The 24158-nt window shown below is 70.5% G+C and carries 19 protein-coding genes; 10 read left to right on the top strand and 9 right to left on the bottom strand.

Features of this window, described 5'->3' with window-relative positions; genetic code table 11:
- Window positions 1-6: 6 nt before the first annotated feature.
- Window positions 7-816: a hypothetical protein gene (locus H6726_22355; GenBank protein MCB9660403.1), complete on the top strand. Its 810-nt coding sequence runs from the start codon at window positions 7-9 to the stop codon at window positions 814-816.
- Window positions 817-824: 8 nt separating this feature from the next.
- On the opposite strand, the gene H6726_22350 is transcribed toward H6726_22355, so the two are convergent.
- Window positions 825-3905, bottom strand: coding sequence for a tetratricopeptide repeat protein (locus H6726_22350; GenBank protein MCB9660402.1), 3081 nt, complete (start codon window positions 3903-3905; stop codon window positions 825-827).
- A gap of 22 nt (window positions 3906-3927) precedes the next feature.
- Window positions 3928-4683, bottom strand: a complete 756-nt coding sequence (locus H6726_22345; protein MCB9660401.1) for a hypothetical protein — start codon at window positions 4681-4683, stop codon at window positions 3928-3930.
- 95 nt (window positions 4684-4778) lie between these two features.
- Here H6726_22345 and H6726_22340 point away from each other — a divergent pair, with 95 nt between their 5' ends.
- From H6726_22340 to H6726_22330, 3 genes are all read left to right on the top strand, one after another.
- Window positions 4779-5783, top strand: a complete 1005-nt coding sequence (locus tag H6726_22340; protein ID MCB9660400.1) for a DUF1385 domain-containing protein — start codon at window positions 4779-4781, stop codon at window positions 5781-5783.
- 3 nt (window positions 5784-5786) lie between these two features.
- Window positions 5787-6857 (top strand): peptide chain release factor 1, encoded by a 1071-nt coding sequence (prfA, locus tag H6726_22335; GenBank protein ID MCB9660399.1) that lies wholly within the window; start codon window positions 5787-5789, stop codon window positions 6855-6857.
- A 112-nt stretch (window positions 6858-6969) separates the two neighbouring features.
- Complete coding sequence (locus H6726_22330) at window positions 6970-7599, top strand: hypothetical protein (GenBank protein MCB9660398.1); 630 nt, start codon at window positions 6970-6972, stop codon at window positions 7597-7599.
- A 90-nt stretch (window positions 7600-7689) separates the two neighbouring features.
- Here the strand turns inward: H6726_22330 and H6726_22325 are convergent, their stop codons facing one another.
- Window positions 7690-8019, bottom strand: coding sequence for a TerB family tellurite resistance protein (locus H6726_22325; GenBank protein MCB9660397.1), 330 nt, complete (start codon window positions 8017-8019; stop codon window positions 7690-7692).
- A 52-nt stretch (window positions 8020-8071) separates the two neighbouring features.
- On the bottom strand, window positions 8072-8287 hold the full coding sequence (locus tag H6726_22320; GenBank protein MCB9660396.1) for a hypothetical protein: 216 nt from the start codon (window positions 8285-8287) through the stop codon (window positions 8072-8074).
- 245 nt (window positions 8288-8532) lie between these two features.
- Here H6726_22320 and H6726_22315 point away from each other — a divergent pair, with 245 nt between their 5' ends.
- The 3 genes from H6726_22315 (at window position 8533) to H6726_22305 (ending at window position 12580) form a co-directional block, all read left to right on the top strand.
- Window positions 8533-9780: a 2-oxo acid dehydrogenase subunit E2 gene (locus H6726_22315; protein ID MCB9660395.1), complete on the top strand. Its 1248-nt coding sequence runs from the start codon at window positions 8533-8535 to the stop codon at window positions 9778-9780.
- A gap of 122 nt (window positions 9781-9902) precedes the next feature.
- On the top strand, window positions 9903-11897 hold the full coding sequence (locus tag H6726_22310; GenBank protein ID MCB9660394.1) for a protein kinase: 1995 nt from the start codon (window positions 9903-9905) through the stop codon (window positions 11895-11897).
- A gap of 83 nt (window positions 11898-11980) precedes the next feature.
- Window positions 11981-12580: a class I SAM-dependent methyltransferase gene (locus H6726_22305; protein ID MCB9660393.1), complete on the top strand. Its 600-nt coding sequence runs from the start codon at window positions 11981-11983 to the stop codon at window positions 12578-12580.
- A 93-nt stretch (window positions 12581-12673) separates the two neighbouring features.
- Here the strand turns inward: H6726_22305 and H6726_22300 are convergent, their stop codons facing one another.
- From H6726_22300 to H6726_22285, 4 genes are all read right to left on the bottom strand, one after another.
- Window positions 12674-13270: a YceI family protein gene (locus tag H6726_22300; GenBank protein MCB9660392.1), complete on the bottom strand. Its 597-nt coding sequence runs from the start codon at window positions 13268-13270 to the stop codon at window positions 12674-12676.
- A 157-nt stretch (window positions 13271-13427) separates the two neighbouring features.
- Window positions 13428-14990 carry an SDR family oxidoreductase gene (locus H6726_22295; GenBank protein ID MCB9660391.1) on the bottom strand — a complete coding sequence of 521 codons (1563 nt, stop codon included), beginning with the start codon at window positions 14988-14990 and terminating at the stop codon, window positions 13428-13430.
- A gap of 203 nt (window positions 14991-15193) precedes the next feature.
- The gene (locus H6726_22290; protein ID MCB9660390.1) at window positions 15194-18412 is read right to left on the bottom strand and encodes a VCBS repeat-containing protein; all 3219 of its coding nucleotides are present in this window, start codon (window positions 18410-18412) and stop codon (window positions 15194-15196) included.
- Window positions 18409-19425, bottom strand: coding sequence for a PEGA domain-containing protein (locus tag H6726_22285; protein ID MCB9660389.1), 1017 nt, complete (start codon window positions 19423-19425; stop codon window positions 18409-18411). Before H6726_22285 ends, H6726_22290 begins: the two co-directional genes overlap by 4 nt.
- A gap of 245 nt (window positions 19426-19670) precedes the next feature.
- Between H6726_22285 and H6726_22280 the strand changes: the two genes are divergently transcribed.
- The 3 genes from H6726_22280 to H6726_22270 all read left to right on the top strand — a co-directional run bounded on the left by H6726_22280 (window position 19671) and on the right by H6726_22270 (window position 23541).
- Window positions 19671-21143 (top strand): FAD-dependent oxidoreductase, encoded by a 1473-nt coding sequence (locus tag H6726_22280; protein MCB9660388.1) that lies wholly within the window; start codon window positions 19671-19673, stop codon window positions 21141-21143.
- Window positions 21140-21919 carry an SDR family NAD(P)-dependent oxidoreductase gene (locus tag H6726_22275; GenBank protein ID MCB9660387.1) on the top strand — a complete coding sequence of 260 codons (780 nt, stop codon included), beginning with the start codon at window positions 21140-21142 and terminating at the stop codon, window positions 21917-21919. The genes H6726_22280 and H6726_22275 overlap by 4 nt, the downstream gene beginning before the upstream one ends.
- Window positions 21920-22032: 113 nt before the next feature.
- Entirely contained in the window at window positions 22033-23541 is a 1509-nt protein-coding gene (locus H6726_22270; GenBank protein ID MCB9660386.1) for an amidase, read from the top strand.
- Window positions 23542-23544: 3 nt separating this feature from the next.
- On the opposite strand, the gene H6726_22265 is transcribed toward H6726_22270, so the two are convergent.
- Window positions 23545-24153 (bottom strand): TetR family transcriptional regulator, encoded by a 609-nt coding sequence (locus tag H6726_22265; protein ID MCB9660385.1) that lies wholly within the window; start codon window positions 24151-24153, stop codon window positions 23545-23547.
- Between the last annotated feature and the right edge of the window lie 5 nt (window positions 24154-24158).

Raw genomic sequence — 24158 nt, 5'->3', positions numbered from 1 at the left:
TTTCGCATGAGTCACCGCCGCCTCCTCCTCGCCGCCCTCGTCCTGTTCGCCATCACGCCCCTCGCCCGCGAGGCGCAGGTGAGCGCCCAACGTCGGGTCACCCCGCCACCGCGCTGGGTGTCCGACAACACGCTGTGGCCGGTGCAGTACGTGCCCTACGTAGGCTCCGCAGGAGCGTCCTCCATGACGCTGGAGTGTGCGCCCTACCCGTCCACCTCACCGCGCCTGCTACGCTGTACTGCGCGCACCCGCTCCCTCTCCGTCGAGCGCATGGCCGAGCCCTACGCGGCGCTCCTCGCCTCCACCGAGCCGGGCGCCCTCGAGCGTGAGCTGGAGACCCGTCGGCGACGCGAGTGCGGCCCCGAGGCCCGTCCCTACGAACGCGTGCCCCCCAGCTGGCCCGAGGCGCGGCAGCGCGGCCTCGAGCGCTACAACACCAGCCTGCGCGCGCTACGCGGCCATCTCTGCCAACCGTGCAGCGGGCCGGTATGCCGCGACATTGTCGAGGCCATCGTCACCGACCTACAGGTCACCACCTGCTCGTTCGACACACAAGAGGAGGTCCTCGACATGACACCAACGGGCGCCATGCGCTGGGGTAGCGAGACCCTCGACCCCACATGTGGGGGGCGCCTGGTGCACAGCGTGCGGGCCGAAGGGCGCGACTGGGTCTACGAGCGCGTGCGACAGTACGACGAGGACGCACCGCGTGCGGAGAGCGCCCCTTCCAGCTGTGACGCGAGCGCCAACGTCAGCATGCGCACCGGGTTGCCGCTCTACACAGACCCCGCGGCCTGCACGCTGCTCATCCTGTAGCCGAAGGGTCAGTTGCTGCGGCGCCGCGCGGCTTCGGCGGCCAGCGACTCGTCCACGTCCACGGCGCGCGACCAAGAGCGCGAGGCCCCGGAGCGGTCACCCATCGCGGCGCGTACGTCGCCATAGATGAGGTGGTAGCGCCCGACCCGCGCCCGACGCCGCACGGCGGTCTGCGCAAGAGAAAGCGCCTCTTCGTGCTGGCCCGAGGCGACCAAGACCTCGGCCAACTTCGCCATGGCCTCGTAGTTCTCGTCGTCGAGCGTGAGCGCGCGTCGTAGGCTCGCCTCGGCGCCAGCGCGGTCGCCCGCGCCAGCCTGCTGCTCGGCACGCGTCACCAGCGCGGCGCTGGCTTCGGCGGGATCACTGGGCAACCCCGCCGTGTTCACCGCGGCGGGCGGCGTGGGCGTGGGCGGCGTCGCGGCCGACGGCGCGGGAGGTGTCGGTACGGGAGGTGTCGGCACGGGAGGTGCGGGCGCCTCGGCCACGGTGGGCGCGGGCGCCTCGGGCACGGTGGGCGCGGGCGGCTCTGCGGCAGGCGGCGCTGCGGCGGGCGGCTCGGAACCAGACGGCGGTGCGGCCAGCCCGGCCTGCGTGGTCGTCCCCGTGGTAGGCGGTTCCGACGGAGTTGGCGTCGGAACCGAGCCGACCTCCCCCGCCGCAGGCACCGGAGTGCTCTCGACCGTGTCCTCGGAGTGGGCGACCGTGCCAAGCAGCGTGGGCGCCATGTACCAAGCGCCACCTGCGACGCCGATCACGCCGACGATCGCGACCGTCGCCAGGACCCAACCACGACCCGAGCTCTTGCCCGGATTGGCCTCGCGCTCGTCCAGCTTCTTGGTGAGACCAGCGACGATCTCGGTGTCTTCCTCGGTGCCCGTGAAGCTCTGGTGGTAGCCCTGCGGGCGCACTGGCTGCGGCTCGGGGTTGGCGGCGCCGCCCAGCACGGGGCCCTCTTCGAGCACGTCGGACTCGCCCGCTGAGAGCGTACGGCCCAGGTTGTCCGACTCGAAGTCCTCGAGTTCGAGCGCGTCGGTCAGGCTCATCGACGCCTCGGGGATGCGTCCGTCGATGCCCACGCCGGGCGGCGGCGGCTCGGTCTCGGCGCTCTCGAAGTCGTCGTCCAGGTTGGGGGGCTTGTTGGCAAGCGCCGCGGCGACAGCCGGGGGGGGCTCCGGGGTGGGGGTGGCCGGCGGCGGTAGCGTGTCGAAGTCCGAGTCGTCCGGCTGAGCGGACTTGGCACGCAGCGCCTCGAGCTTGGCAGCCGCGATGGAGCTCTGGTCGAGTACCTGCGTGGCCTCGTCGTGGTCCAGCCCGAGATCGAAGTCGTCGAAGTCGTCGAAGTCGTCGGCGCCCGCGAGCTGTGTGGAAGAGGCGCTGGCCTTGCCGGCAGCAGCCTGTTTCGCGGAATCGCCGACGGCCGTGGGCTCGTCCGTGAAGTCCATGGAGGCCGGACTGCTGAACTGGGCGGCAGCGGGACCCGTTGGCACGTTCGGCGACGGCGCATCGGACTCGGTGGGCACGACCGCCGTGTCATCCGGCCTGCTAGGCGGCAGGTTGACGGGAGGGGGCGGGGCAAGCGGGCTGCCCATGCCACCCATGATCGTGCGATTCGCGCTGCGACGCGGACCAGGGGATCCCGTCTTGCGAGCCGGCAGCTCGCTCTTCGCGGGGGTCGCAGCCGACGCTGCGCTGGCGGCCGCCGCCGTGACGGCGGGCATGGCGGCGGGCGTGACCGCAGGGCCACGCACTGCGGGCAGCGAGCCGGACGACTTGGGCCGGGCGGCAGGCATGGGAGCCGAGGGCGTGAACTTGGGCGTGCGCTTGGGCGGGGCGGCCATCGCGGGGCTCGCCACCGTGCCTGGGCTCGAGGGCTGCTGGCTGGTCTCGGCGGGGCTGCTGGCGGCGGGGCTGCTGGTGGCGGGGCTACTGGCGGCCGTCGCGGTGGAGGACGCCTCCGCGGAGCTGGCCGGGGTCGGCGCGCTCGGGCTCGTCGGGGTCGCAGGGTTGGCTGCAGGCGCTGGGGCTCCCGCCGCACCCAGCCCGAGGCCCAGCATGGTGCGCGGGCGGGGCTTGCCCGCTGGCTTCGCTGGCGCCGGGGCACCCGCTGGGCTCGGCAGCCCCACGCCCAGCATCGTCTTGGGGCGCGGCTTGGCCGTGCGCGGCGGCCCGACGATGGGCGAGATGACAGGGGCCTGCTCCTCGTCCGAGCCCGGGAGGGGGCCCACGGTCGACGGTTCGGCCTTGCGCAGTGCGGCGCGCGCCAACGGACGAGCCGGCGGGAACGCCGTGGGCGCTACCGAGTCCGACTTGGCGCTGCCCCACGCTCCGGCGCGGCTGGCCGCGGGCGCAGGCATGTCACCGTCTTCACCACCAGAGCTCGCGCCGTCCGACGCGCTGGGTCCGAGACCCTGCGGTGCCACGCCCATCATGGTGCGGGCGAGTCGACGTTGTTTCGCGGCTTTCTGGTCGTCGTTGTCGTCGGTCAAGGTGGTACCCTGGGGGCTGTCCTCCCACGTCCAGTCCCGGGAACGAGTGAGCGGGTCGGCCGGCTCGTTGGCGATGGGAGCGTGGAGGTGGAGGGCTCGTATGGGACCCGAGCCGGTGTCCTCGGTGGGCTCACCGACTAGGAATGGAGAGAGTCTATCATCGAGTCGGGGTTCTCTGCCTGATTTCGACGATCCCCCCGGCTCAGCGATGACACCCCCCTGCGCGCCCATCGGCACGGAGGCCGCGAGGTCCGCCAGGCGCGTGGCGACAGCGGGGAGCCCTTGATGACTCAACACCAAGGTCAGCGGCGCCGCGTCAGGGCGCCGGGCCGGCGGCGCGCCCGGCTCTCCCGTCAAGATCACGACGGGGATGGCGCGGGTCGCGGCGTGCTCCGCGAGCGCCGTAGCTGCCATGTTGAGCTCGACGCCTTTCATGGAACCTGCCAACACCACCAGTCGCGGAGAGCTCCCCGCGCACGTGGCGATCAGGTCGGGGAACGAGCAACCGTGGACGCGCACACCGCGCTCCCCGAGCGCTTGCTCCAGCGACGCGCGCACGTTGACCGGGCCCGCGATCAACACGTTCGGGACGTCGGGCTTCACGAGTCGCTCGTACCGGCGGGCATCAGTGGAGGATGGCCATCGAGTTGTTGAGGATCATCCAAACCGACACCGCGATGCCCCAGAGGGGGAAGATGAACCACATCCCGTTGGACGCGCCGACGAACAACCAGATGGCAGCCTTGCTGTGCCCGTGGTGCCGGCCCGAGTGGAAGAACTGGAAGAAGTAGACGACCGTCCCGTAGAACATCTGCCAGAACATCGCGACGCCGATGATGCCCAGGATCTGGGGCGACACGAGGTCGTACGTCATTCCGAACGCGAAGAGCGTGGCAGGGATGATGGTGGAGAAGCCGTTGCCCACGTCGATGTTGAAACCGAACGAGTGACGCTGCGCGTAGCCGGGGTCGTACAGGGCATAGCTGGACCAGACCAGCGTCCACTGCTTGAACGAGAGCAGCTGGAAGAACGGGATGCGCTTGGTGAAGACCTCTTTGCAGCGGTCCCCCTCGCGCCCCTTGTAGGGCACCTTGGTGGCCTCGTACTCCTCGTGGATGCGATCGCCACAGAAGAACAACCCCAGCTCCCAGAAGTTGATCAGCACGTTGAGCACGAGGAAGAACGCCAGCACCGCTTGATGCACGTTGACCACGCCGTGGGCCGCGTAGTGGACATGGATGTGACCGACAGTGGCACCGACGAGGAAGACGATGACCGCCAACCACGCGGGGACGAGCAGACTACCGCCGGCGGCGGCGTCGCTTTGGCCAGGAGCAGAGACGCTGAGGTTCGCGTCGGACGGAGATTCCACGGTGGACATCACGGCACCTTGCTGCGGGGAGCACTCGGAGGGCCGCAGAAATTGCCACGCTTTGTCCTCGAAGTCACCCCCCGCGCAGCTATAGTGAGGCCCAGATGAGCGACCCGAAGCCCTATATCGGCGGCCAAGCCGTGATCGAAGGCGTCATGATGCGCGCCCCTGGCTGCATGTCCGTCGCCGTCCGGCGGCCGGACGGCACCCTCGTGGTGCGCGAGGGGCCCATGACGTCCCGCTTCGACCACAAGCCCTGGAAGTGGCCCGGGTTTCGGGGAGTCGCGGCCTTGGTGGAGTCCATGCGCATCGGCTTCGGCGCGCTGCAGTTCTCGGCCGAGCAGCAGATGACCGAGGAGGAGCGCGCGGCGCAGGGCAGCGAGGGCAAGGGCACCATGCTCTTCGCGGCGCTGTTCGCCATTGGGCTCTTCGTGGCGTTGCCGCAGCTCTTGGCCACCGGCACGGGCAAGCTCTTCGGGCTGGACTTGGGCCTCACGGACGCGCGTTACCACTGGATCATCGGCGGGTTCAAGCTGTTGGTGTTCTGCGCCTACCTGGCCGCCATCAGCCGCGTCAAAGAGATCCGCCGCACGTTCGAGTACCACGGGGCCGAACACAAGACGATCCACGCCTACGAGCAGGGTCTCCCCCTCACGGTGGCCAACGTGCGCGCCCAGACCACCCTGCACCCGCGCTGTGGCACCACCTTCCTGGTGGTGGTCATCCTGGTGTCCATCGTGGCTGGCTCCGTCGCGGCGCCCCTGCTGCTGCCCAACGCCGAGGGCCTCACGGGCAACCTCTCCGTGCTGTTGCTGCGAATCGCGCTCCTGCCCTTCATCTCCGCGCTCAGCTTCGAGCTGCAGCGCCTCAGCGCGCGCTTCTGCACCACCGGGCCGCTGCGCGTGTTCCTGTGGCCAGGCTTCCTCTTCCAGAAGATCACCACGCGCGAGCCGGACGACCAGCAGATCGAGGTAGCGATCACCGCGCTGCAGGCCGCCGCGTGGCGCGGTGACCAGGGCGAGGAGGCTCCCAGCGGAGACGCCGTGCTCGTGTTTCCGTCCTTCGAGGGCTTCACGGAGGCCCTGCCCGCGCTGCGAAGCGCCGCCTGACCCATGCTGCCCATCGCCAAGCTCGAGTCGCTGGTGGCGCGCTACCGCGACACCGAAGAGATCCTCTGCCAACCCGACGTGCTGGCTGACGCCAAGCGGCTCACGCAGCTCACGCGCGAGCGCAGCGACCTGGAAGAGGTGGTCACGCTCTACCAGCGCTACCAACAGGTGACGGACGACCTGGCCGGTCACCGCGAGGCCCTCAACGACGCGGAGCTGCGTGAGCTGGCCGAGCTCGAGATCCCCGAGCTGAGCGCCGAGCGCGAGCGGCTCGAGGCGGCGCTCAACATCGCGCTCCTGCCGAAGGACCCAGACGATCAGAGCGACTGCGTGCTCGAGATCCGCGCGGGCGCGGGTGGCGAGGAGGCGGCGCTGTGGGCGGCGGACCTGTTCCGCATGTACAGCCGCTATGCAGAGACGGTGGGCTGGAAGGTGGAGCTCATCAGCAAGAGCGAGGCCAGCGCAGGCGGGCTCAAGGAAGTGGTGGCCACGCTCAGCGGTGAGCGGGTGTACTCGGTCATGCGCTTCGAAGGCGGCGTGCATCGTGTGCAGCGGGTGCCCGCCACCGAGAGCCAGGGGCGCATCCACACGTCCACGGCCACCGTGGCCGTCATGCCCGAGACCGAGGCCATCGAGGACATCCACATCGACCCGAAGGACCTCGACATCAGCGCGACGGGGGCCGGCGGACCGGGCGGTCAGCACGTGAACATGACCAACAGCGCGGTCATCGTGAAGCACCTGCCCACGGGCATCATCATCCGCGCGGACAACGAGCGCAGCCAGCACCAGAACAAAGCCAAGGCGCTGCAGCTGCTGCGCATGAAGCTGCTGCAGGCCGAGCAAGAGAAGCAGGCCGCCGAGATCGGCGCCGAGCGCCGCGCGATGGTGGGCAGCGGCGACCGCAGCGAGAAGATCCGCACGTACAACTACCCCCAGAACCGGGTGACGGACCACCGCATCGGGCTGACGCTCCACAACCTGGACCGCGTGGTCGCGGGCGAGCTGAGCGATGTGTTTCAGGCGCTCCGGAGCCACCACCAGGCCGAGCTCCTGAGCCGTCGAGAAGATTGAATCCGGCACACCTGTGGTGCTAGTTTCACACCAGGGCGGCCGGGGGCTGGCCCAGGAACGCAGAATCACCGGGCTTCTCGGCTTGGCGTGCTTTCTGCCTTGAAGGAGCGCCATGGAACACCAGCACCGCAGGCCGACACGGGGCATCGCCCTGGTCACCCTCTTCCTCACCACGCTGGCCGCCCAGCCCCGCACGCAGGCGCAGGAGACGCCGCCGCCAGAGCCTCCGCCGCCGCAGGGCTACGCCCCACCGCAGCAGGTCTACACGGTGGACGTCTACGAGCAGCCCCAGTATCCGCAGCAGCCATACCAGCCGGAAGCGCGGGCTGCGCGGCCGCGACGCGTCGTGGTCCCGTACGAGGACGGCATGCCCATCCCCGAAGGAGGCTTCGTGCGCACCGTGTCACGCAAGGGCCTGTGGATCCCGGGCCTCGCGATCTTCGCGGCCAGCTACTTCGTGACCGCGGGCGTCGGGTCCTTGGTGCAGGCGGTGCGCGATGACACCTCGAACGGTCTGGCGTGGGTCCCCGTGGTCGGTGGCTACCTGATCGCGGACCACCCAGAGGGCCGGCGTGCGGCCGTGTTCTCCATCCTGGCGCAGAGCGCCGGCCTGACGATGATGATCGCCGGGCTGTCCATTCGGCGGCGGCAGCTGGTGTACTACACCGACAGCGGGCGCGGCCTGGTGTTCGGCGCGGCCCCGCTCCGCGGGGGTGCGATGCTCTCGCTGAACGTGTTCTGACGGCGCGTCGTCGCCAGGGAAATGCGCGCCGAGGCGACGGTCGTCATGGGGGGAGCTTGCCAGCAGGCGCTCGCCAGCGCCGATGGCGTCTCAGCCGAGCAGCGCCTCGAGCAGGACGAGGTTCTCGGCCTCGTCCTGGTCCACACGGCCGTCCGCCACGATCATGGCGCGCACGGCGTCGAGGAACAGCTGCCTGTGTTCGGTGGGGATGTCGCTCGGGTCCACCTCTTCGGCCCGCGGCGGAACCTCGAGCCACTCCTCGACCATGCCGCGGTCGGTGTCGTCGAGCTTGAGCTTCTTCACCAGCCGCCGGACGAAGTCGCGCTCTTCGTCTTGGACTTCGAGGTCCGCCCAGGCGAACGAACAGACGAACTTCATGAGGCGGAGGCGCTCTTCGCGGTCGAGGTCGGCGAGACTCATAGGCGCGAAGATAGCTCAGGCGCGGCTCGGGTCGCGCTCTTTTTCGTGCCCGTCATGGCGCGGCCGCCTCGGCCCCTCCGCCGGTGGGGGGAGCGGGCTCGCCCGTCACGGCGCGGAAGCCGTCCGCCACACAGCCGCCCACCTGATGGTCCCCGAGCGCGTGCACGCCCCACACGACCACCAGCGCCAGCACGCCGAGGCGCAGCACGACCCGCAGGATGAAGCTCGCGTCGCGCCGCTTGAGCCCCGCTTCGAGTTCGTCGTCCACCGGGAGAGCCTGCCCTGGGCTCGCGCTCACGGCCAGCCGGAATCTCACCGGAAAGGAGGGCCCCCGCGCCAGCAGGCGTCCTCCGCGCGGGGCGCTTCACGGCACGCGAGACGCCCACGCAAAAGGGAGACTTTGCCTTACCGGCCGCTCCTCTTTGTACTATCGTGCCGCCCAAAGCGCGCGCGGCGCGCGCGCCACGACAACCCCCTGGGAATGAGAGACGAGACGTGACCACCAAGGTGAGCATGCCGCAGCTCGGCGAGAGCGTCGTCGAGGGCACCGTTGGCAAGTGGCTGGTGTCGGAAGGCGACGCCGTCGCGAAAGACCAGCCCATCGTAGAGATCCTCACGGACAAGGCCGACAGCGAGGTGCCCTCGCCCGTCGACGGAGTGATCGTGAAGATCCTCGCGGCCGCCGACGACGTCCTGGCCGTCGGATCCGTCCTGTGTGAGATCGAAGAGGGCGCCACCGCCGCCGCGCCACCGAAGGCCGCAGAGACCTCGAAGGCTGCTGGCACCTCCGACAAGACGGCGCCGTCGTCGCCCTCCGTCCGCAAGCTCGCGCGGGAGAGCGGGGTCGACCTGGTGAACGTGACGGGCACCGGCCCCTCGGGGCGCATCACCGCCGAGGACGTGCGCGCGGAGAGCCAAGCCGGCCGAGCCAACGCCCCGGCCGCACCCGCGATGACCCCACCGGCTCCCAGCGCCCCGAGCGGCGCTGGCGCGTTGGCTGCCGCCACCAGCCTGGTAGGCGCGCGCCCGAGCGCGTTCAAGGTGCCGCCGTATCGGCCCTCGCCCGGCGACGAGGTGGTGCCGTTCACCCGTCGGCGCCGGATCATCGCGGACCACATGGTGTACTCGAAGCAGACCTCTCCCGAGGTAGTGACCTTCGCCGAGTGCGACCTGGACGCGACGGCGCGCCTGCGCGAGCGCTACAAGAACCAGTACAAGAAAGAAGGCGTGAGCCTCACGTACCTGGCCTTCACGCTAGCCGCCACTGCGCGCGCGCTGCGCGAGTTCCCGGAGCTCAACGCCCGCGTTCTGGACGACGCGTACGTGAAGCTGCGTGACGTGAACCTGGGCATCGCGGTGGACACGCCGGACGGCCTCGTGGTGCCGGTCATCCGCAACGCGGACGAGCTGACCGTGCGCGGCCTGGCCCGCGCCGTCACGGACGTGGCGCTGCGCGCGCGCGACGGGAAGCTCACCCCGGACGACCTCGCCGGCAAGACCTTCTCGGTGACCAACCCGGGCCTCAAGGGCAACCTGGTGGGCGGCGCCATCATCTCGCAGCCGAACGTGGGCATCTTGCGCCTCGGCACCATCAAGAAGCGCGTGGTAGTCGTGGAGCGCGAGGATCAGGACCTGATGGCGATCCACCCGGTCATGTACATGGCGCTCACCTACGACCACCGCATCGTGGACGGTGTGCACGCCAACGGTTTCCTGTACCGTATCTCCGAGATCCTGGAACAAGGCGACTTCGAACTCTGAGTCGAGCGTCGCGCCGCTGGTGGGCCATCGCCCGTCCTCGAGCCGGATGGGGGCAGGTGGGGCAGGTGGGAGCGGCGCCGACGTAGACTGGGGTCGGACACGAACAACAGAGAGAGCCCAACGTGACGGAAGCGAACAATCAGGTCGTGGGGGGCCGCTACGAGGTGGTTCGTGAGATCGCGCGCGGCGGCATGGGCGTCGTGTACGAGGCCCGCCACCGCATGACCAAGAAGCAGGTGGCGCTCAAGGTGCTCTTCCCGCACATCGGGAAGGACACGGGCGCCCGTCAGCGCTTCCTCCGCGAGGTGAGCGCGCCGGCGCAGATTGGACACCCCGGCATCGTCGAGGTGTACGACGCCGACTACGACGCCAGCGACGGCAGCCTGTTCGTGGCGATGGAGATGCTCAGCGGAGACACGTTCCGCGACTGGCTGGGCCGTGGCGGCCACACGCGCGCGGCGGTGCTGGACATCTTCGAGGAGATGCTGGAGGCGCTGGCCGCGGCGCACCGCAACGGCATCGTCCACCGCGACCTGAAGCCGGAGAACGTCATCCTCGCGCAGCAACGCGACGGCAGCCTGAAGGTGAAGCTGCTGGACTTCGGCATCGCACGCGACCTGGACAAGAGCAGCGAGAACGTCACGCAGACGGGCATCGCGATGGGCACGCCGCACTACATGGCGCCAGAGCAAGCCATGAGTGCGCGAGGCGTGACGGCGGCAGCGGACGTGTGGGCCATGGGTGCGATGATGTACGAGGCGCTCAGCGGCCGCACTCCGTTCATCGGCGAGACCGCCAGCGCCATCGTGGTGCACGCCTGCACGGCCCCGCACCCGCCGCTGGCCGAGGTGGCCCCGAGCACGCCCCCCGCGCTGGCGGCGCTGGTGGACCGCTGTCTCGCAAAGAACGCGGTCGAGCGCCCACAGGACGCCGGCAGCCTGCTGGACGAGCTACGGCGCGTGCGGGGTTCGGCGGCGTCGACTGCGGTTTCCCCGCCCGTCGCGCCGACCAACTCCTGGGGGACACCCATGCCCACTCCAATGAGCGCCACGGCGCAAGGGGGGCCCGAGACCGCACCCTCGCCCGCGCCCTTCGGGACGGCGGGAGGTGGGTATGCGGCCGGTGGGAACACACCCGGCGGTTTCGGTGCACCTGGCGGGAACACACCTGGCGGTTTCGGTGCACCTGGCGGGAACACACCCGGCGGTTTCGGTGCACCTGGCGGGAACACACCCGGCGGCTTCGGGACCCCCGGACCGTCGGGCGGCTTCGGCTCGAGCGGTGGAACGCACACCACCCCGGCGAGCCCCGTGACGTACGGCGCGCCCAGCAGCCCCAGCGGTGGTAGCAACGCGGCCTGGATCGTTGGAGGTGCAGGTATCGGCCTGGTGCTGCTGGCGCTGGTGGGCGGCGGAGCGTGGTTCCTGCTCGGGCGTGGAAATAGCGGCTCGGAGCCCCTGGTGGCGGGACCGACCGACCCTGTGACGCCCCCCACCACGGCGAACCCCGCCACGCTGGGGAATCCGCCTCCGGTGGCTGGTGCGACGGGTAGCATCATCGTGATCACCAACATCACGGGTGGGCAGCTGCTCGTGGACGGATCTCCTCTCGGTGATGCGCAGCACGGGCGCGAAGTGTCCGTCCTCGCGGGGGCGCACCAGGTGGCCATATCCCAGGCAGGGACCATCGTCGCGCAGCAGAACGTCACGGTGCTCGCCAACGTCCCGACGCAGGTGCAGCTGGTCGGTGGGGCGCAGGTCCCCGCGGTGCCCACGGTGCCGACCACCCCCACCACGCCTGCTGACGTCCGCAGCGGGACGCTCGCCGCGGGGGACTCCACGCTCAACTCGGGCGAGTTCGTGGACCGGCACAACTTCCAGTTCACTGCCGGGCAGCGCTACGCCATCGACGCGCGCTCGGGGCAGTTCGACACCTACCTCATCATCAAGCCTCCAACTGGCGCCCAGATCGACAACGACGACCGCAACCAGGCCGCCGGTACCGACGCGGGCTACGACCTGGACGTGACGCAGACCGGCACCTGGCAGGTGCTGGTCACCAGCTTCCGCCCTGGGGAGACAGGCTCGTACACGCTGAGCGTACAGCAGGTCCGCTAGTGGGGGGCTCTGGGGACAGTCGCGGGCGGGCCGCGCGTGAGCGCGCGCGCCGCTCGAGACAGCCTGCCAAGGGACAGGGGAACATGCTCCCGTCGGACCCGCGCCGCTTCGACGCGGCGTACTACCAGCGGCACTACGAGGACGCCGCGACGGCGGTGAGCTCGGCCGAAGAGACGCTCACGCTGGTGCGCTTCGTGTGCTCCTATCTCGAGTACCTCGGCGTAGCGGTGGAGACGGCGCTCGATCTCGGCTGCGGCGTGGGGCGCTGGCGCGACGCGCTCGCGCAGGTGGACGCGAGCATCGACTACACGGGCGTGGAGGTCAGCGAGTACCTCTGTGGCGAGTACGAGTGGGTGCACAGCTCGATCGCCGCGTACGACGGCGAGCCCGCCGACCTGGTCATCTGCCAGGGCGTGCTGCAGTACCTGCCGGCGCGCGAGGCCCGTCAGGCCATCAAGACGCTCGCGCGGGTGACGGAAGGGGCGCTCTACCTGGAGGCGCTCACCACGACCGACTGGGAGCAGAACGTGTCGCAGGAGGTCACGGACGGCGACGTCCACCTGCGCCCGCCCGAGTGGTACACGCAGCAGCTCAGCAAGCACTTCCGCAGCGTGGGCGGCGGCGTGTTCGTGCCGCGCGACGCGGGGGTGGTGCTGTTCGAGCTAGAGCGCGGCGCCTTCTGACGGGAAGTGCCGACCTCGCGCGGCCAGCAACAGGCAGCCCGCGCACGGAACCGAGCGCGGGCTACAGCCGGCGAGCCGGGAGCGCGGCGATGCTCAGCTGGCGTTGGCGCGCAGCGTGATGTTCACGCTGATGTTGTCGCTGACCTTGGCGCGCACCAGCGCCGGGACCGACACGCCGTACTGCGGCAGGTTGACCGTGAAGCGGCTGCGCACGCGCAGGTGGTCCGGGCCGTCACCCGTCACGAGCTTGACGCGCGTCTCGGCGCGCACGGGGTGCGTCTGGCCGTGCAACGTGAAGCGACCGACGACCGTGACGCGGGCCTCCTGGTTGGGCGTGAGCGACGAGGCGCCCTCGACGCCCGTGATCTCGAACACGGCGTTGGGGTAGCGGGCGGCGTCGAGCCAGCCGTCGCCGTGGAGGTGCTCATCACGCAGGTCGAGGCCGGTGCGCAGCGTGCGCACCGGCACCTCGATGCGACCGCTGACGCTGCCGAGGTTGGCAGGGTTGACCGAGACGCTGCCGCGCACGCTCGAGCTGGAGCCGTTGATGGTCTCGAGGGGGGCGTTCGACGTGAACGCGATGCGGCTGCCGCTCCCGACGGTGAACGTGCGGGCTTGGGCATAGGCCACGACGGGGATGGCGAGCAGGCTGAGGACCAAGAGGCTTCGAAGGGCGCGGGCGCGGGTCATGCTTGGGGGTTCTCCTCTGAGGAGTGTGCCTGGTCTGGGCAGAAAATGGGATGGCTTCGAGACGCATGTGGGGTGCGCTGCATTCAATCGCGGGCCGGATCGACGAGGCGGTCGAACGAGCACGAACGGAGCCTCTACGCTCGCACGGAGCACAGCCTCACCACGGGACGGGTCGGTAGTCCTTCAGGAACTGGCCCCACACGTGCTCGCCCGTGTTCACGCCGTGCAGGATGGGGTCCACGATGCGCGCGGCGCCGTCCACGATGTCGAGTGGTGGGTGGAAGCGGTGCACCACCTGCTTGTAGGCGGCGAGGCCCACTGGATCTTCGTCGCTGACCCAGCCCGTGTCCACGCTGTTCATGTGGATGCCGTCACGCACGTAGTCGATGGCGGACGTGCGCGTCATCATGTTCAGCGCGGCCTTGGCCATGTTGGTGTGCGGGTGCTTGTCGGTCTTGAAGGCACGGTAGAACTGCCCCTCCATGGCCGACACATTGACGATGTGTTTGTCCCCCGTGCGCATGCGCGTCATGAGCGGCTTGAGCCGTGCGTTCAGCACGAAGGGCGCGATGGCGTTGACGAGCTGGACCTCGAGCAGCTCCACCGTAGGCACCTCGGCCAGGGTCAGCCGCCAGCTGTTGTGGTCGCGCAGATCGCGCTGCTGCAGGTCGGCGTCGAGCTGGTCGGGTGGGAACAACGCCGCGCTGCGGTCGTCGTCACCTGCCACCAGCGGCACCTGGCTGAGGGTGGCGGCGTGATGGATGCCCGCAGCGTCCAAGAGCTGCGGCACGTCGCCGCGCGTGCTGAGCGCGTCTGCCGAAGAGGTGCGCTTGAACGCTTCGTGGGCGGCCACGAGGGACTCGGCCGCAGGCGACAGGCGCGCAGACTCGCGCTCGCCGTCCACGAGGTGACCGTAGAACCCCGGCGGGCGGCGCACGGTCTGGCAGGCGTTGTGGACGATGAAGTCCAGCGTGGGGAGCGTGTCCGTGAGGTGCTGCGCGAACAGCTCGACGCTCGGCGTGTGGCGCAGGTCCAGGCCATGCACCTCGAGGCGGTCGCGGAAGTCTTCGAAGTCTTCTTCACGGGCGTAGCGCGCCGCGGCGTCACGCGGGAAGCGGGTGGTGACCACCACGTGAGCTCCTGCGCGCAGGAGCATGATGGCCGCTTGGTAGCCGATCTTGACGCGCGCGCCCGTGATGAGCACGACGCGGCCCCGCAGATCGGCCGTCTGCTGACGCTTGGCAAACCCGAAGTCGCCACACGCAGGGCAGAGCTGATCGTAGAAGTGGTGCAGCGTCTCGTACGACGTCTTGCACACGTAGCAGACGCGCGCCTCTTGCACGCGCGGCCCTTCGGGCTCGGGCGCGACCCCGTCTTCCACTCGCCGCGCACCGCCCCCCCGCTCACGGGCCTCGTCGGATGTCGGTGCGCCCGCGGCCTCGAACGCGTCGACGGCGTCGAGGTCGCGCAGCTGCTCCTCGACGGGGCCCGCGGCGGACCCCATGCGCAGTGCCGGCGCACGGGGGGTCACATAGACCGGCTCCTCGCGCTTGCGACGAATGCCCGTCGCGTTGAGCTGCGCCTCGTCCGCCGTGCGCTTGTCCCGCCGGCGCGCCCGTCGCTCTTCCTTCACGCGGCGCTTACGATCGTCACGGCTCGGTCGTACGAGACGTCCGGCCACGATCATCAGGCGCTTCCGCAGCTCCTCGTCCACGGCCATGACACGCGCCTGATCCTCATCCAACCACTCCAGCAGCTCGATCGCGGAGCGCACCCGCCCCTCGTCAGCAGCCTCGGCCGGCGCAGTACCGAGCCCGTGGGCCGGCACAGGTGCGCGGGGACCGCTCGACGGAGCGGGTGGTTTGTCAGCGGGATCCTGCATGGCTCGAACGCGCGGGCCCCGCGTGGGACCCGGCCGAGCCCCTATCTACCCGCTGGACGCCACCACGCAACACCATCGTTCTTGTACAGGACCACCTCCGAGTCGAGGCCATGCGCGACGACGATGTCCAGGTCACCGTCACCGTCGAAGTCGGCCGTGGCCATGGAGTCACCCGCCGCGCTGCTGCTGGTGACCGCGTGCAGCACCCAACCTGCGTCGCTGTCGTTGATGTTCTCGAACCAGCCGATGCTGTTGATGGGGTCTACTGCGAAGGCCACGAGCACGTCGAGGTCGCCGTCCGAGTCCACGTCCGTGAGCTGCATGCGGTGCGTCCACGTGGCCTCGAAGGCCGTCGAGAGCACGTGCTGACGGTAGGCGCTGCCATCCCAGGCCCACGAGGACACGAGCGCGTTGAGGCGCGACGCGCCCGCGAAGATCTCGGCGCGACCGTCGCCGTCGATGTCGCCCACGGTAACGTGCTCCGCAGGGAACGAGTCCATGAGCGTCGTGGTCGTGAACTCTTCAGTCACGGACGCGCGCGAGAAGACGTGGACGCCCGGTACTGGCATCATGTCTGGGGAAGTGGTGGACACGACGATGTCGAGCAGGCCGTCCCCGTCGGTGTCACCCACGGCGACGGCGTTCGCGACCGCGACGGTGCCCACCGTGGCTCGCGTGAACATGGACCCTCCATTGCCTGGGTTGGTCCACAAGAACACGCTCGTCGTGGTCACGCCGACGATGTCGGGCACGCCGTCACCGCTGACGTCGCCTAACGCCAAGTAGACCACCCCCAGGCCCGAGGTCCCGAGCCCGTTGGCGGTGCCGAGCTCGTTGAAACCGGACCCGTCCGAGCGTCGAATGAACACGCGCACCCCGCCGTCGTCGGACACCACCAGGTCGGTCGCGCCGTCCTGATTGAGGTCGCCCGCGGCGAGCGCACGCCCACCGCTGACCTCTTCGAGAGGAAACTCCGTGTAGACCGGCGCGCTCGCCGAACCCTGGACCGTCCAGCGCGAGAGGTTGTTGGTGCCGAGCCCGACGATGTCCTGACGGCCATCGGCGTCGAGGTCGGCGGCGACCACGGCCAGCGCACCATCGAAGGCACGGTCGACCTTGGAGCGCGCGAACGAGGTGGCGCTCGCGACCTCGGTGGCCCACCAGGTGAGCAGGTCGGCGCCCGCCGCGACGCCGATCACGTCCAGATCGCCATCGCCATCGACGTCGCCGGTGGTCGCGGCGCTGGCTTCGTTGAAGTCGGAGACGAGGGAGTGTCGCACCCAGGTGCTGCCGACGAGCTCCCACCAGTCGATGCTGTCGTTGGCGCTCGAGACGGTGATGAGGTCGTCACGGCCGTCCAGATTGATGTCGCTGCTGTGCACGGCGACGACGTTGGTGGGCGCCGTGGCCACGGTGCTCACCACAAAGCCGTCCACGGCCTCGTTGGTGTTGCGCAGGAAGCGCGGCCCCGTCTCGGTGCCCACGGCGATGTCGAGCCGACCGTCTCCGTCGAAGTCTCCGACGGCGGCGCTGAGAGCGCCCGTGAGCCCTGTGGCGATGGGCGAAGGCTGCAGCGTCAGCCCTCCGAAAGCGGCGGGTGCGTTGGCCAGCAGGAGCACGTCCCCTCCGACCGTGACGACCACGACGTCCTCCACGTCGGTGGCCCGCGACAGCAGGCGCCCGGCCGCGACGGCGATGGCGTTGGACCCCAACGCGAGGGGCGTGACGGTGAAGTCGCTCGGCACCGCGCAGCGCATGGCGACGCTGGTTCGCGCGGCGACCTGCAGGGTGGGCAAGATGGGCGACACTGCGACCACCGCGCGCTGAGCGTCGCTCAGTCGGACCACGGCAGCGTCCCGCGCACCCGAGAAGCCCGAAACGATCGTCGCCGCAGCCGGCGCCGCCAGAGACCCCTGGTTGCAGGCCACTTCGACCGTCCCGCTGGGACGCACGACCACCACGTCCGAGCGCGCGTCGTCGAAGAGCCTCCCGGAGCGCAGCGCGCTGACGCTGGCTGAGAGATTGAACGCGGGCACGTGCGTGAACTGCCCGACGGGGTTCTGTCGGAACAGGCGCAAGGTACCGGGCCCGGAGCTGCCAGCCACGATGTCGCCGAGGCCGTCGTCGTCGTAGTCGAGGAACGTCACGCCAGCGGCGCTGGTGAGCGTCTCGTCGAGACCGGGGAAGCGCTCCAGGAACGCACAGTAGCGGCTGGTGGGGTCGGAGTCCGCGCCATTGATGCAGTCTCCGAATGGGATGGGACCCGCGGCGCAGGGCGCGTCGAACGACGCGAGACCGTCGCCGTCGGCGTCCTCCACGAGGCGCGGCTCGCGCGGCATGTTGCAGTCGTTGGTGATGCGGTCGCAGATCTCGGGAGCGCCCGGGTACGTCGCGGGGTCGTCGTCGTCGCAGTCCGTCTTGGGAAACGCCTCGCTCTCGACACAGTCGCCATCAGGCGCGCCGAAGCCATCGCCGTCCGCGTCCTCGTTCGCGCGCGGACCCATGCCGGTACCGCAGTCGTTGATCAAGCCGTCGCACACCTCGGGCGCGCCGGGGAAGACGAACGGGTTGGCGTCGTCGCAGTCGGTCTTGGGGAACCCCCCAGGCGCGTCGCGCGCGCCGCTGGCGCCGGCCTCGCAGTCGGCACCAGGAGGCGCGACCAGGTCCCCATCCGCGTCCTCTTCAGGCCGCGCCGGGCTCACGCCGTCCACCCACGCGTCGCAGTCGCTCACGAAGCCGTCGCAGATCTCTACGGGCGCGCCGCTGAGCACCGTCGGGCGAGTGTCGTCACAGTCTGGGCCAGGGTCGCGCACGCAGAGCGTGGACACCTGTCCATCACCATCCGCGTCGCGCTGAGTCACGTCGGGATTGCTGTCGTCGCAGTCCTCCACGAACGGCGCGAACTCGAACCCGGCGCAATTCGGGTCGAAGGCCTCGTCCCCGTCGGCGTCCCGCACGCGAACCTCGGCCTCGCACACGTTGTGGTCCGTGTTGCAGATGACGCTGACCTCGAGGCACTGGGGCAGCGGCCCCGTGTCACCGTCGGGGTCGGAGTCGGCCAGGAGTGTCCCGCGCTGACTGACGATCTCCACACCTGCGCAGTCCGTGTCCACACGGCAGGCGCGGTCGTTGTCGTTCAGCTCGAACGTGGGCGGATCTGGGAGGTCGAGCACCGTACAACCACCCGCCAGCGCGACGAGCAGCGCGGAGGCGAGCGTACGCGGACCGGACCCCGGGCGACGAAGGATGAGGTCGTTCATCGGCGCCACCCCAGGAGCAGGACCGCGCCGCCACGCTGCGGCAGGACGTTGGCCTCGGGGGTCGCGCCGGTCGCACCAGCCGCCCCGTCCCCGTCCCCGTCCCCGTCGGACGCGTCGTCGTCGCCATCCCAGTCGGTCAGCAGCCCGATCACGAGCGTGCCCACCGCCAGGCCACCAGCGACGCCCATCATCACGTCGGAGCGCCGCGCCCACGCGCGCGCCTCTCGTCGGTCGGTGTCGCTGCGCACGGGTTGCGCGTTGTACTGGTTGGCGCGGCGCACCGCCGTGCCGCCCAACCCGGCCCAGGCGCCCACCGCCGCCACCGTGACGCCGGCGGTGGCCAAGAACACGGGGCGCGGCAGCCGTATGGGCCCGCGGCCCTCGCTGACGCGGATGATCTCGGTGCGTGTCTCTTCGGGACGCAAGTTGAACGTGAGCTGCATCTCGGTGCCCGCGGCGATGGTGAGGGTGCGCCGCTCCGGTCGGTAGCCCTCGGCGCGCACCTCGATCTGGTGGCGACCCGTTGGGACGCGCACGGCGCCCGGCGCCGCGCCCAGCTCGACGCCGTTCACGAAGACCGTCCCGGGCGCGTTGGATTGGATCTGGACCGTCGCGAGCAGCCCGTTGAGCAGGCGGATGCGGTTCTCGACATCCGCGCGTCGCCCATCCGTCTCCGGGGTGGTGTCGAGGTAGCGCTGGTAGGTGTCGATGGCCGCCTGCACCTGCGAGTCGCCCTCGTAGGCCTGCCCGAGCGCAAACAGGATGGTCGGGTTCTGCCACAGACGGTAGGCCTCGGTGAGCTCTGCGATGGCCGCCGAGTAGCGCTCGCGGCGGAAGAACTCGGCGCCTTGGGCGTAGCGCTCGCGCGCCTCCGCGATGGCGGCCTCGTCCTGCGTCTCGAGCGGGGTGGGGGCGCCCTCTTCAGCCGGCTGGGCGCCGACCCCGGGCGCCGCCACGAGGGCGTGTGCCGCCATCAGGCCGACCACGATCATTCGCGCAAGCAAGATCCTCATGCAGGCATAGTCTGGCACTGGCCCCCGGTGGTCAACTGTGCGGCGGGGTGTGAGGAGCGGCAGAGCGACCCGAACGCGGAGTCGAGGCTCTGGGCCGCGAGGACGCCGACGGTGTAGGCGCGAGGTCGTCCGCTGTGGTGCTCGCCATGCGCTCGGTCGCGGCCTCCAGGCGATGCGGATCACAAAAGGGAACAATTGTTACAATTTCTCTGGCCGCGGGCTCCGCGGACGTGTAGACCGTGCTCATGGCGAACTCTGCATCCATCACCGAGCTCAGGGCGGACAGCGCGCGGGCCGAGAATTCCCAGCGCGAGATGGGCGGCGAGGCCCCCCCTGGCGCCCCTGCCGCAGGACGTGGCGACCCTCGTGTGGCCGGCCTCGACGCGGACGTCATCGTCGTCGGGGGCGGGCTGGCGGGCCTGCAGGCCGCGCGCCGCATGGTCGCGAAGGGCCTCCGCACCATCGTGCTCGAGGCGCGCGACGAGGTGGGCGGGCGCACCAAGACCGTGGAGGTCGGTGGGCACCGCTTCGACGTCGGCGGACAGTGGACGGGCCCCGGGCAGCCGCGCATGTACGCGCTGATCGACGAGCTCGGGCTGTCGACCACGCCCACGTACTCGAAGGGCAAGCGCATCCTCGACCTGCGCGGGGCGATCTCGACCTACTCGGGGATGATCCCGCGCGTGAACCCGTGGACGCTCATCGTCGCCCAGGTCGGCATCTGGAAGATCGACCGGTTGTGCGCGCAGGTGCCCAAGGACAACCCGTGGGACTGCCCGCGCGCCGTCGAGTGGGACGGCATGACCGCGCTCGACTGGGCCAAGCGCAACCTGCGCAACGACTCGGTCATCGCGATGGTGAATGGCGCGGTGCGCGTGATCTTCGGCACGGACATGGCGAACCTGTCGTTCCTGCACTTCCTGCACTACCTGCACTCGGGCGGCGGCTTCGCGAAGCTCGTGGAGTCGCACGACGGGCAGCAGGACCGCTGGGTAGTGGGTGGCGCGCAGCAGCTCTGCACGGGCATGGTGCCCCTCGCGGGGACGGTCCACACGGGCGCCCCAGTGCGCAAGATCACGCAGGACGGCGACCGCGTGAGCGTCGTGAGCGACAAGGGCACCTTCACCGCCAAGCGCGTGGTCGTGACCGTGCCCATCGCGCTGGCCGACCGCATCCAGTACGAGCCGCCGCTGCCCACCATGCGCGATCAGATGACGCAGCGCGCGGGCATGGGAGCCACCATCAAGGTCTTGGCGCTCTACGACCGCGCCTTCTGGCGCGAGGCCGGGCTCTCGGGGGAGTCGGTCTCGACGGACCTCGGCACCGTGACCTTCGACGACACGACTCCAGGGGGTCAGGCGGCGCTCTTGATGTTCGTCACGGGCTCGCCAGCGCGCGGGTGGTCCGAGCGGCCCGCCGAGGAACGTCGCCGCTTCGTGCTCGACACGCTGGTGCGCTACTTCGGCGAGCAGGCGCGCACCCCCACGCACTACCTCGAGAACGATTGGGCCGCGGAGCCGTTCATCTTGGGCGCGCCCATCGCGACGTTCCCGCCGGGCACGTTGTCCGCGTTCGGGCCGGCGCTGCGCGCCCCGGTCGGCCGCATCCACTGGGCGGGCACGGAGACGGCGCTGGACTCGACGGGGTTCATGGAGGGCGCGCTCGAGTCGGGTGACCGCGTCGCGCAGGAGGTCCTGAGCCTGGTGGAGGTCGCGTGAGGGCCAAGGGCGCGTGGGTGATCACGGGGGGCGCGAGCGGCTTCGGCCTGGAGTTCGCGCGGCGCCTGATGGAGCGCGGGGAGACGGTCGCGCTGTGGGACCAGAGCGAGGACGCGCTCGCGAGCACGCGGCGTGCGCTCCAGGTAGCCCACACGGAGGTGACGGACGTGCGGGATCCCGTGAGCCTGACGCGCGCCGCCCAGCGCACGCGTGACGCGGTGGGACCCATCGCACACGTGATCAACTCGGCCGGCGTGCTGCGGGTGGGCGACGCCGAGCAGGTGCTCCCGGCGGACTATCGGCTGATGATGGAGGTGAACTACCTCGGCAGCGTGCACGTGACGCAGGCGCTGCTCCCTCACCTGGAGGAAGCGGCGACGCGCGATGGCAAGGGGTCGGCCACGCTGCTGCTCGTCGCGAGCGTCGCGGGCCTGCGCGGCTTTCCGCAGCTCGCGGGCTACTGCGCGAGCAAGTTCGCCGTGGTCGGCTTCGGCGAGGCGCTGCGCGTCGAGCTGCGCGACCGCCCGATCGACGTGCGAATCCTCTGCCCCCCACCAGGAGACACGCCCATGGTGCGCGACCTCGAGCGCGTTCCGCCCGTGTACAAGCTGTCGCGTCTCTTCTCCGCCGAAGAGGTGGTCGCGGCGACGCTCCGCGCGTTGGACACGCGCGACCCCATGATCTTCGTGGACGCCACCAGCCGCGCCACGCGCGCCGTCAACGCCAACGCGACGGGCCTGCTCGACCGCGTGCTCCACCTGGCCGGCAAGCTCTGACGCCTGGGCTCCCGAGGATGCCCGCGCATGCGAGCGCCCCGACGAGTCCGCCGAGCCACATCGGTCCCTGCTCCGCTCGGCGTCGCGCCGGGCCACCACCCACGAGACACGCCATGCCCCTCCCCACGTCCCCATCCACGCTCCGCGCCATCGACATCTCCCCCGCCGCGCTACGCAGCGCGAGCGCTTCCCAGCTGGCCGCGTGGATCCGCGCGCGGCGGGTCACCTCGAGGGTCGTCGTGGACGCGCACCTCGACGAAGTCGCGCGCGTGAACCCGGAGCTGAACGCGGTCGTCGTGTCGCGCTTCGAAGAGGCGCGACGCGAAGCCGACGCGGCCGACGAGCGGCTCGCGCGCGAAGGGGTGGCTGACCTCCCGCCGCTGCACGGCTTCCCTTGCACCATCAAGGAGTGCTTCGCGCTCACCGGGATGCCCCAGACGAGCGGCCTCCCGGCCCGCGTCGGCTTCCGCCCCGACCACGACGCCACCGCGGTCGCGCGCCTGCGCGCGGCAGGCGCCATCCCCATGGGCGTCACGAACGTCTCCGAGCTCTGCATGTGGATGGAGAGCTTCAACAAGGTCTACGGCCGCACCCACAACCCATACGACCTGCGCCGCATCGTGGGCGGCAGCTCGGGCGGCGAGGGCGCCATCGTGGGCGCCGGCGCGAGCCCCTTCGGCCTGGGCTCCGACGTGGGCGGGTCGATCCGCATGCCCGCCTTCTTCAACGGCGTGTTCGGCCACAAGTGCAGCGCCGGGCTCATCTCGAACGCGGGACAGTTCCCCACGGGCGACGGCGACGCAGGCGCGTACCTTTCGACGGGGCCCATCGCACGCCGCGCCGAGGACCTGCCGCTGCTCGTGCGCATCCTCGCGGGGGCCGATCCACTCGACCCGCAGAGCAAGGACCTGCCGCTCGGGGACGCGCACGCCGTCGACGTGAGCTCCCTGCGCGTCATCACCATCCCCGACGATGGGCGCACCCCCGTGAGCCGCGAGCTCCGTGCGCGTCAGGCCGCCGCGGCGCGCCACCTCCGCGAAATCGGTTGCCGCGTCGAGGAGCGCCGCCTACCGCGCCTGAAGAACGCCCTCGAGGTCTGGTCGAGCATGCTGCACGACGCCCAGGGCACGCCCTTCTCGACGTTGCTCGCCAATGGCGAGGAGTGGCGGACGCTGCCCGAGCTCGTGCGCCTCGCCACCGGGCGCTCGCCGCACACGCTCCCGGCCGTCGTGCTCGCGGTGCTCGAGGGGCTGACGGACCTGATGCCGGCGCGCACGGCCAAGATGGTGGCCGAGGGGCACGCGTTGCGCGCCGAGCTGGACACGCTGCTGACGGACGACACCGTCTTGCTCTACCCACCCTACGCGACCACGGCGCCGCGTCACGACGTCCCGCTCATGTGGCCGTTCCTGTGGGTCTACACCGCCGTGCTCAACGTGATGCAGCTCCCCGTCACGCAGGTGCCGCTCGGGCTGGACACGAAGGGCCTACCGCTGGGTCTGCAGGTCGTCGCCGCGCACGGTCGGGACCACCTCACGATGAGCGTGGCGATGGAGCTCGAGCGAGCGTTCGGTGGCTGGGTGCGACCGCCGCGCCTGGAAGCTGTCCGCTCGCTGAGATGACCCTCAAAAGCCGAGGCCTGTGAGGAGGCGCGTGAACAGCACGGTGAGCGCCTCGCGATCGGGTTCCGCAGAGGGCGCCGCGAGGGCCGCGATCTCGAGCCCACGGAGCGTCGCGAGCACGAGCTGCACGTCGACCTCGGGGCTCGGCGAACCGGCCAACCGCGCGTAGGCCAGCATCACGCTCGTGAGGCGCTCCTGCCAGGCGGCGTAGCAGGGCTCGAGGTCCGGCTGCCGCCCGACGTGCAACACGAACTCGTACTCGGCGATGAGGCCCGCCCGGTCGTCGGTGAGGTCAGAGAGCACCACGTCCGCCAGCAGCCCCGCCGCGGCGCGCGTCATGTCGGTGTCGAGCGCGATGGGCGTCGCGAGCCGCTCGATGCGGGAGCCCGCGGTGTCGGCATAGTGCCGCAGCGCCTCGCGCAGCAGCTCCTCACGCGACGCGAAGTGGTAGGTCGTGGCGCGAACCGAGGTGCCGGCCTCGGCGGCCACCGCCCGATGCGTCACGCCGCGCGTCCCGTCGCGCGCCAGCACGCGCAAGGTCGCCGCGAGCACCTCCCGCCGCGTCTCCTCACCGCGTGCCTGTCGAGCGCGTCGTGGCTTGTCCTCGCTCATCGCGC

Source organism: Sandaracinaceae bacterium (assembly GCA_020633055.1).
Taxonomy (GTDB): Bacteria; Myxococcota_A; Polyangia; order Polyangiales; family Houyiibacteriaceae; genus JADJJE01.
The sequence above is the reverse complement of the archived record's forward strand: the minus strand, read 5'-3'. Positions and strand labels throughout refer to the sequence as shown.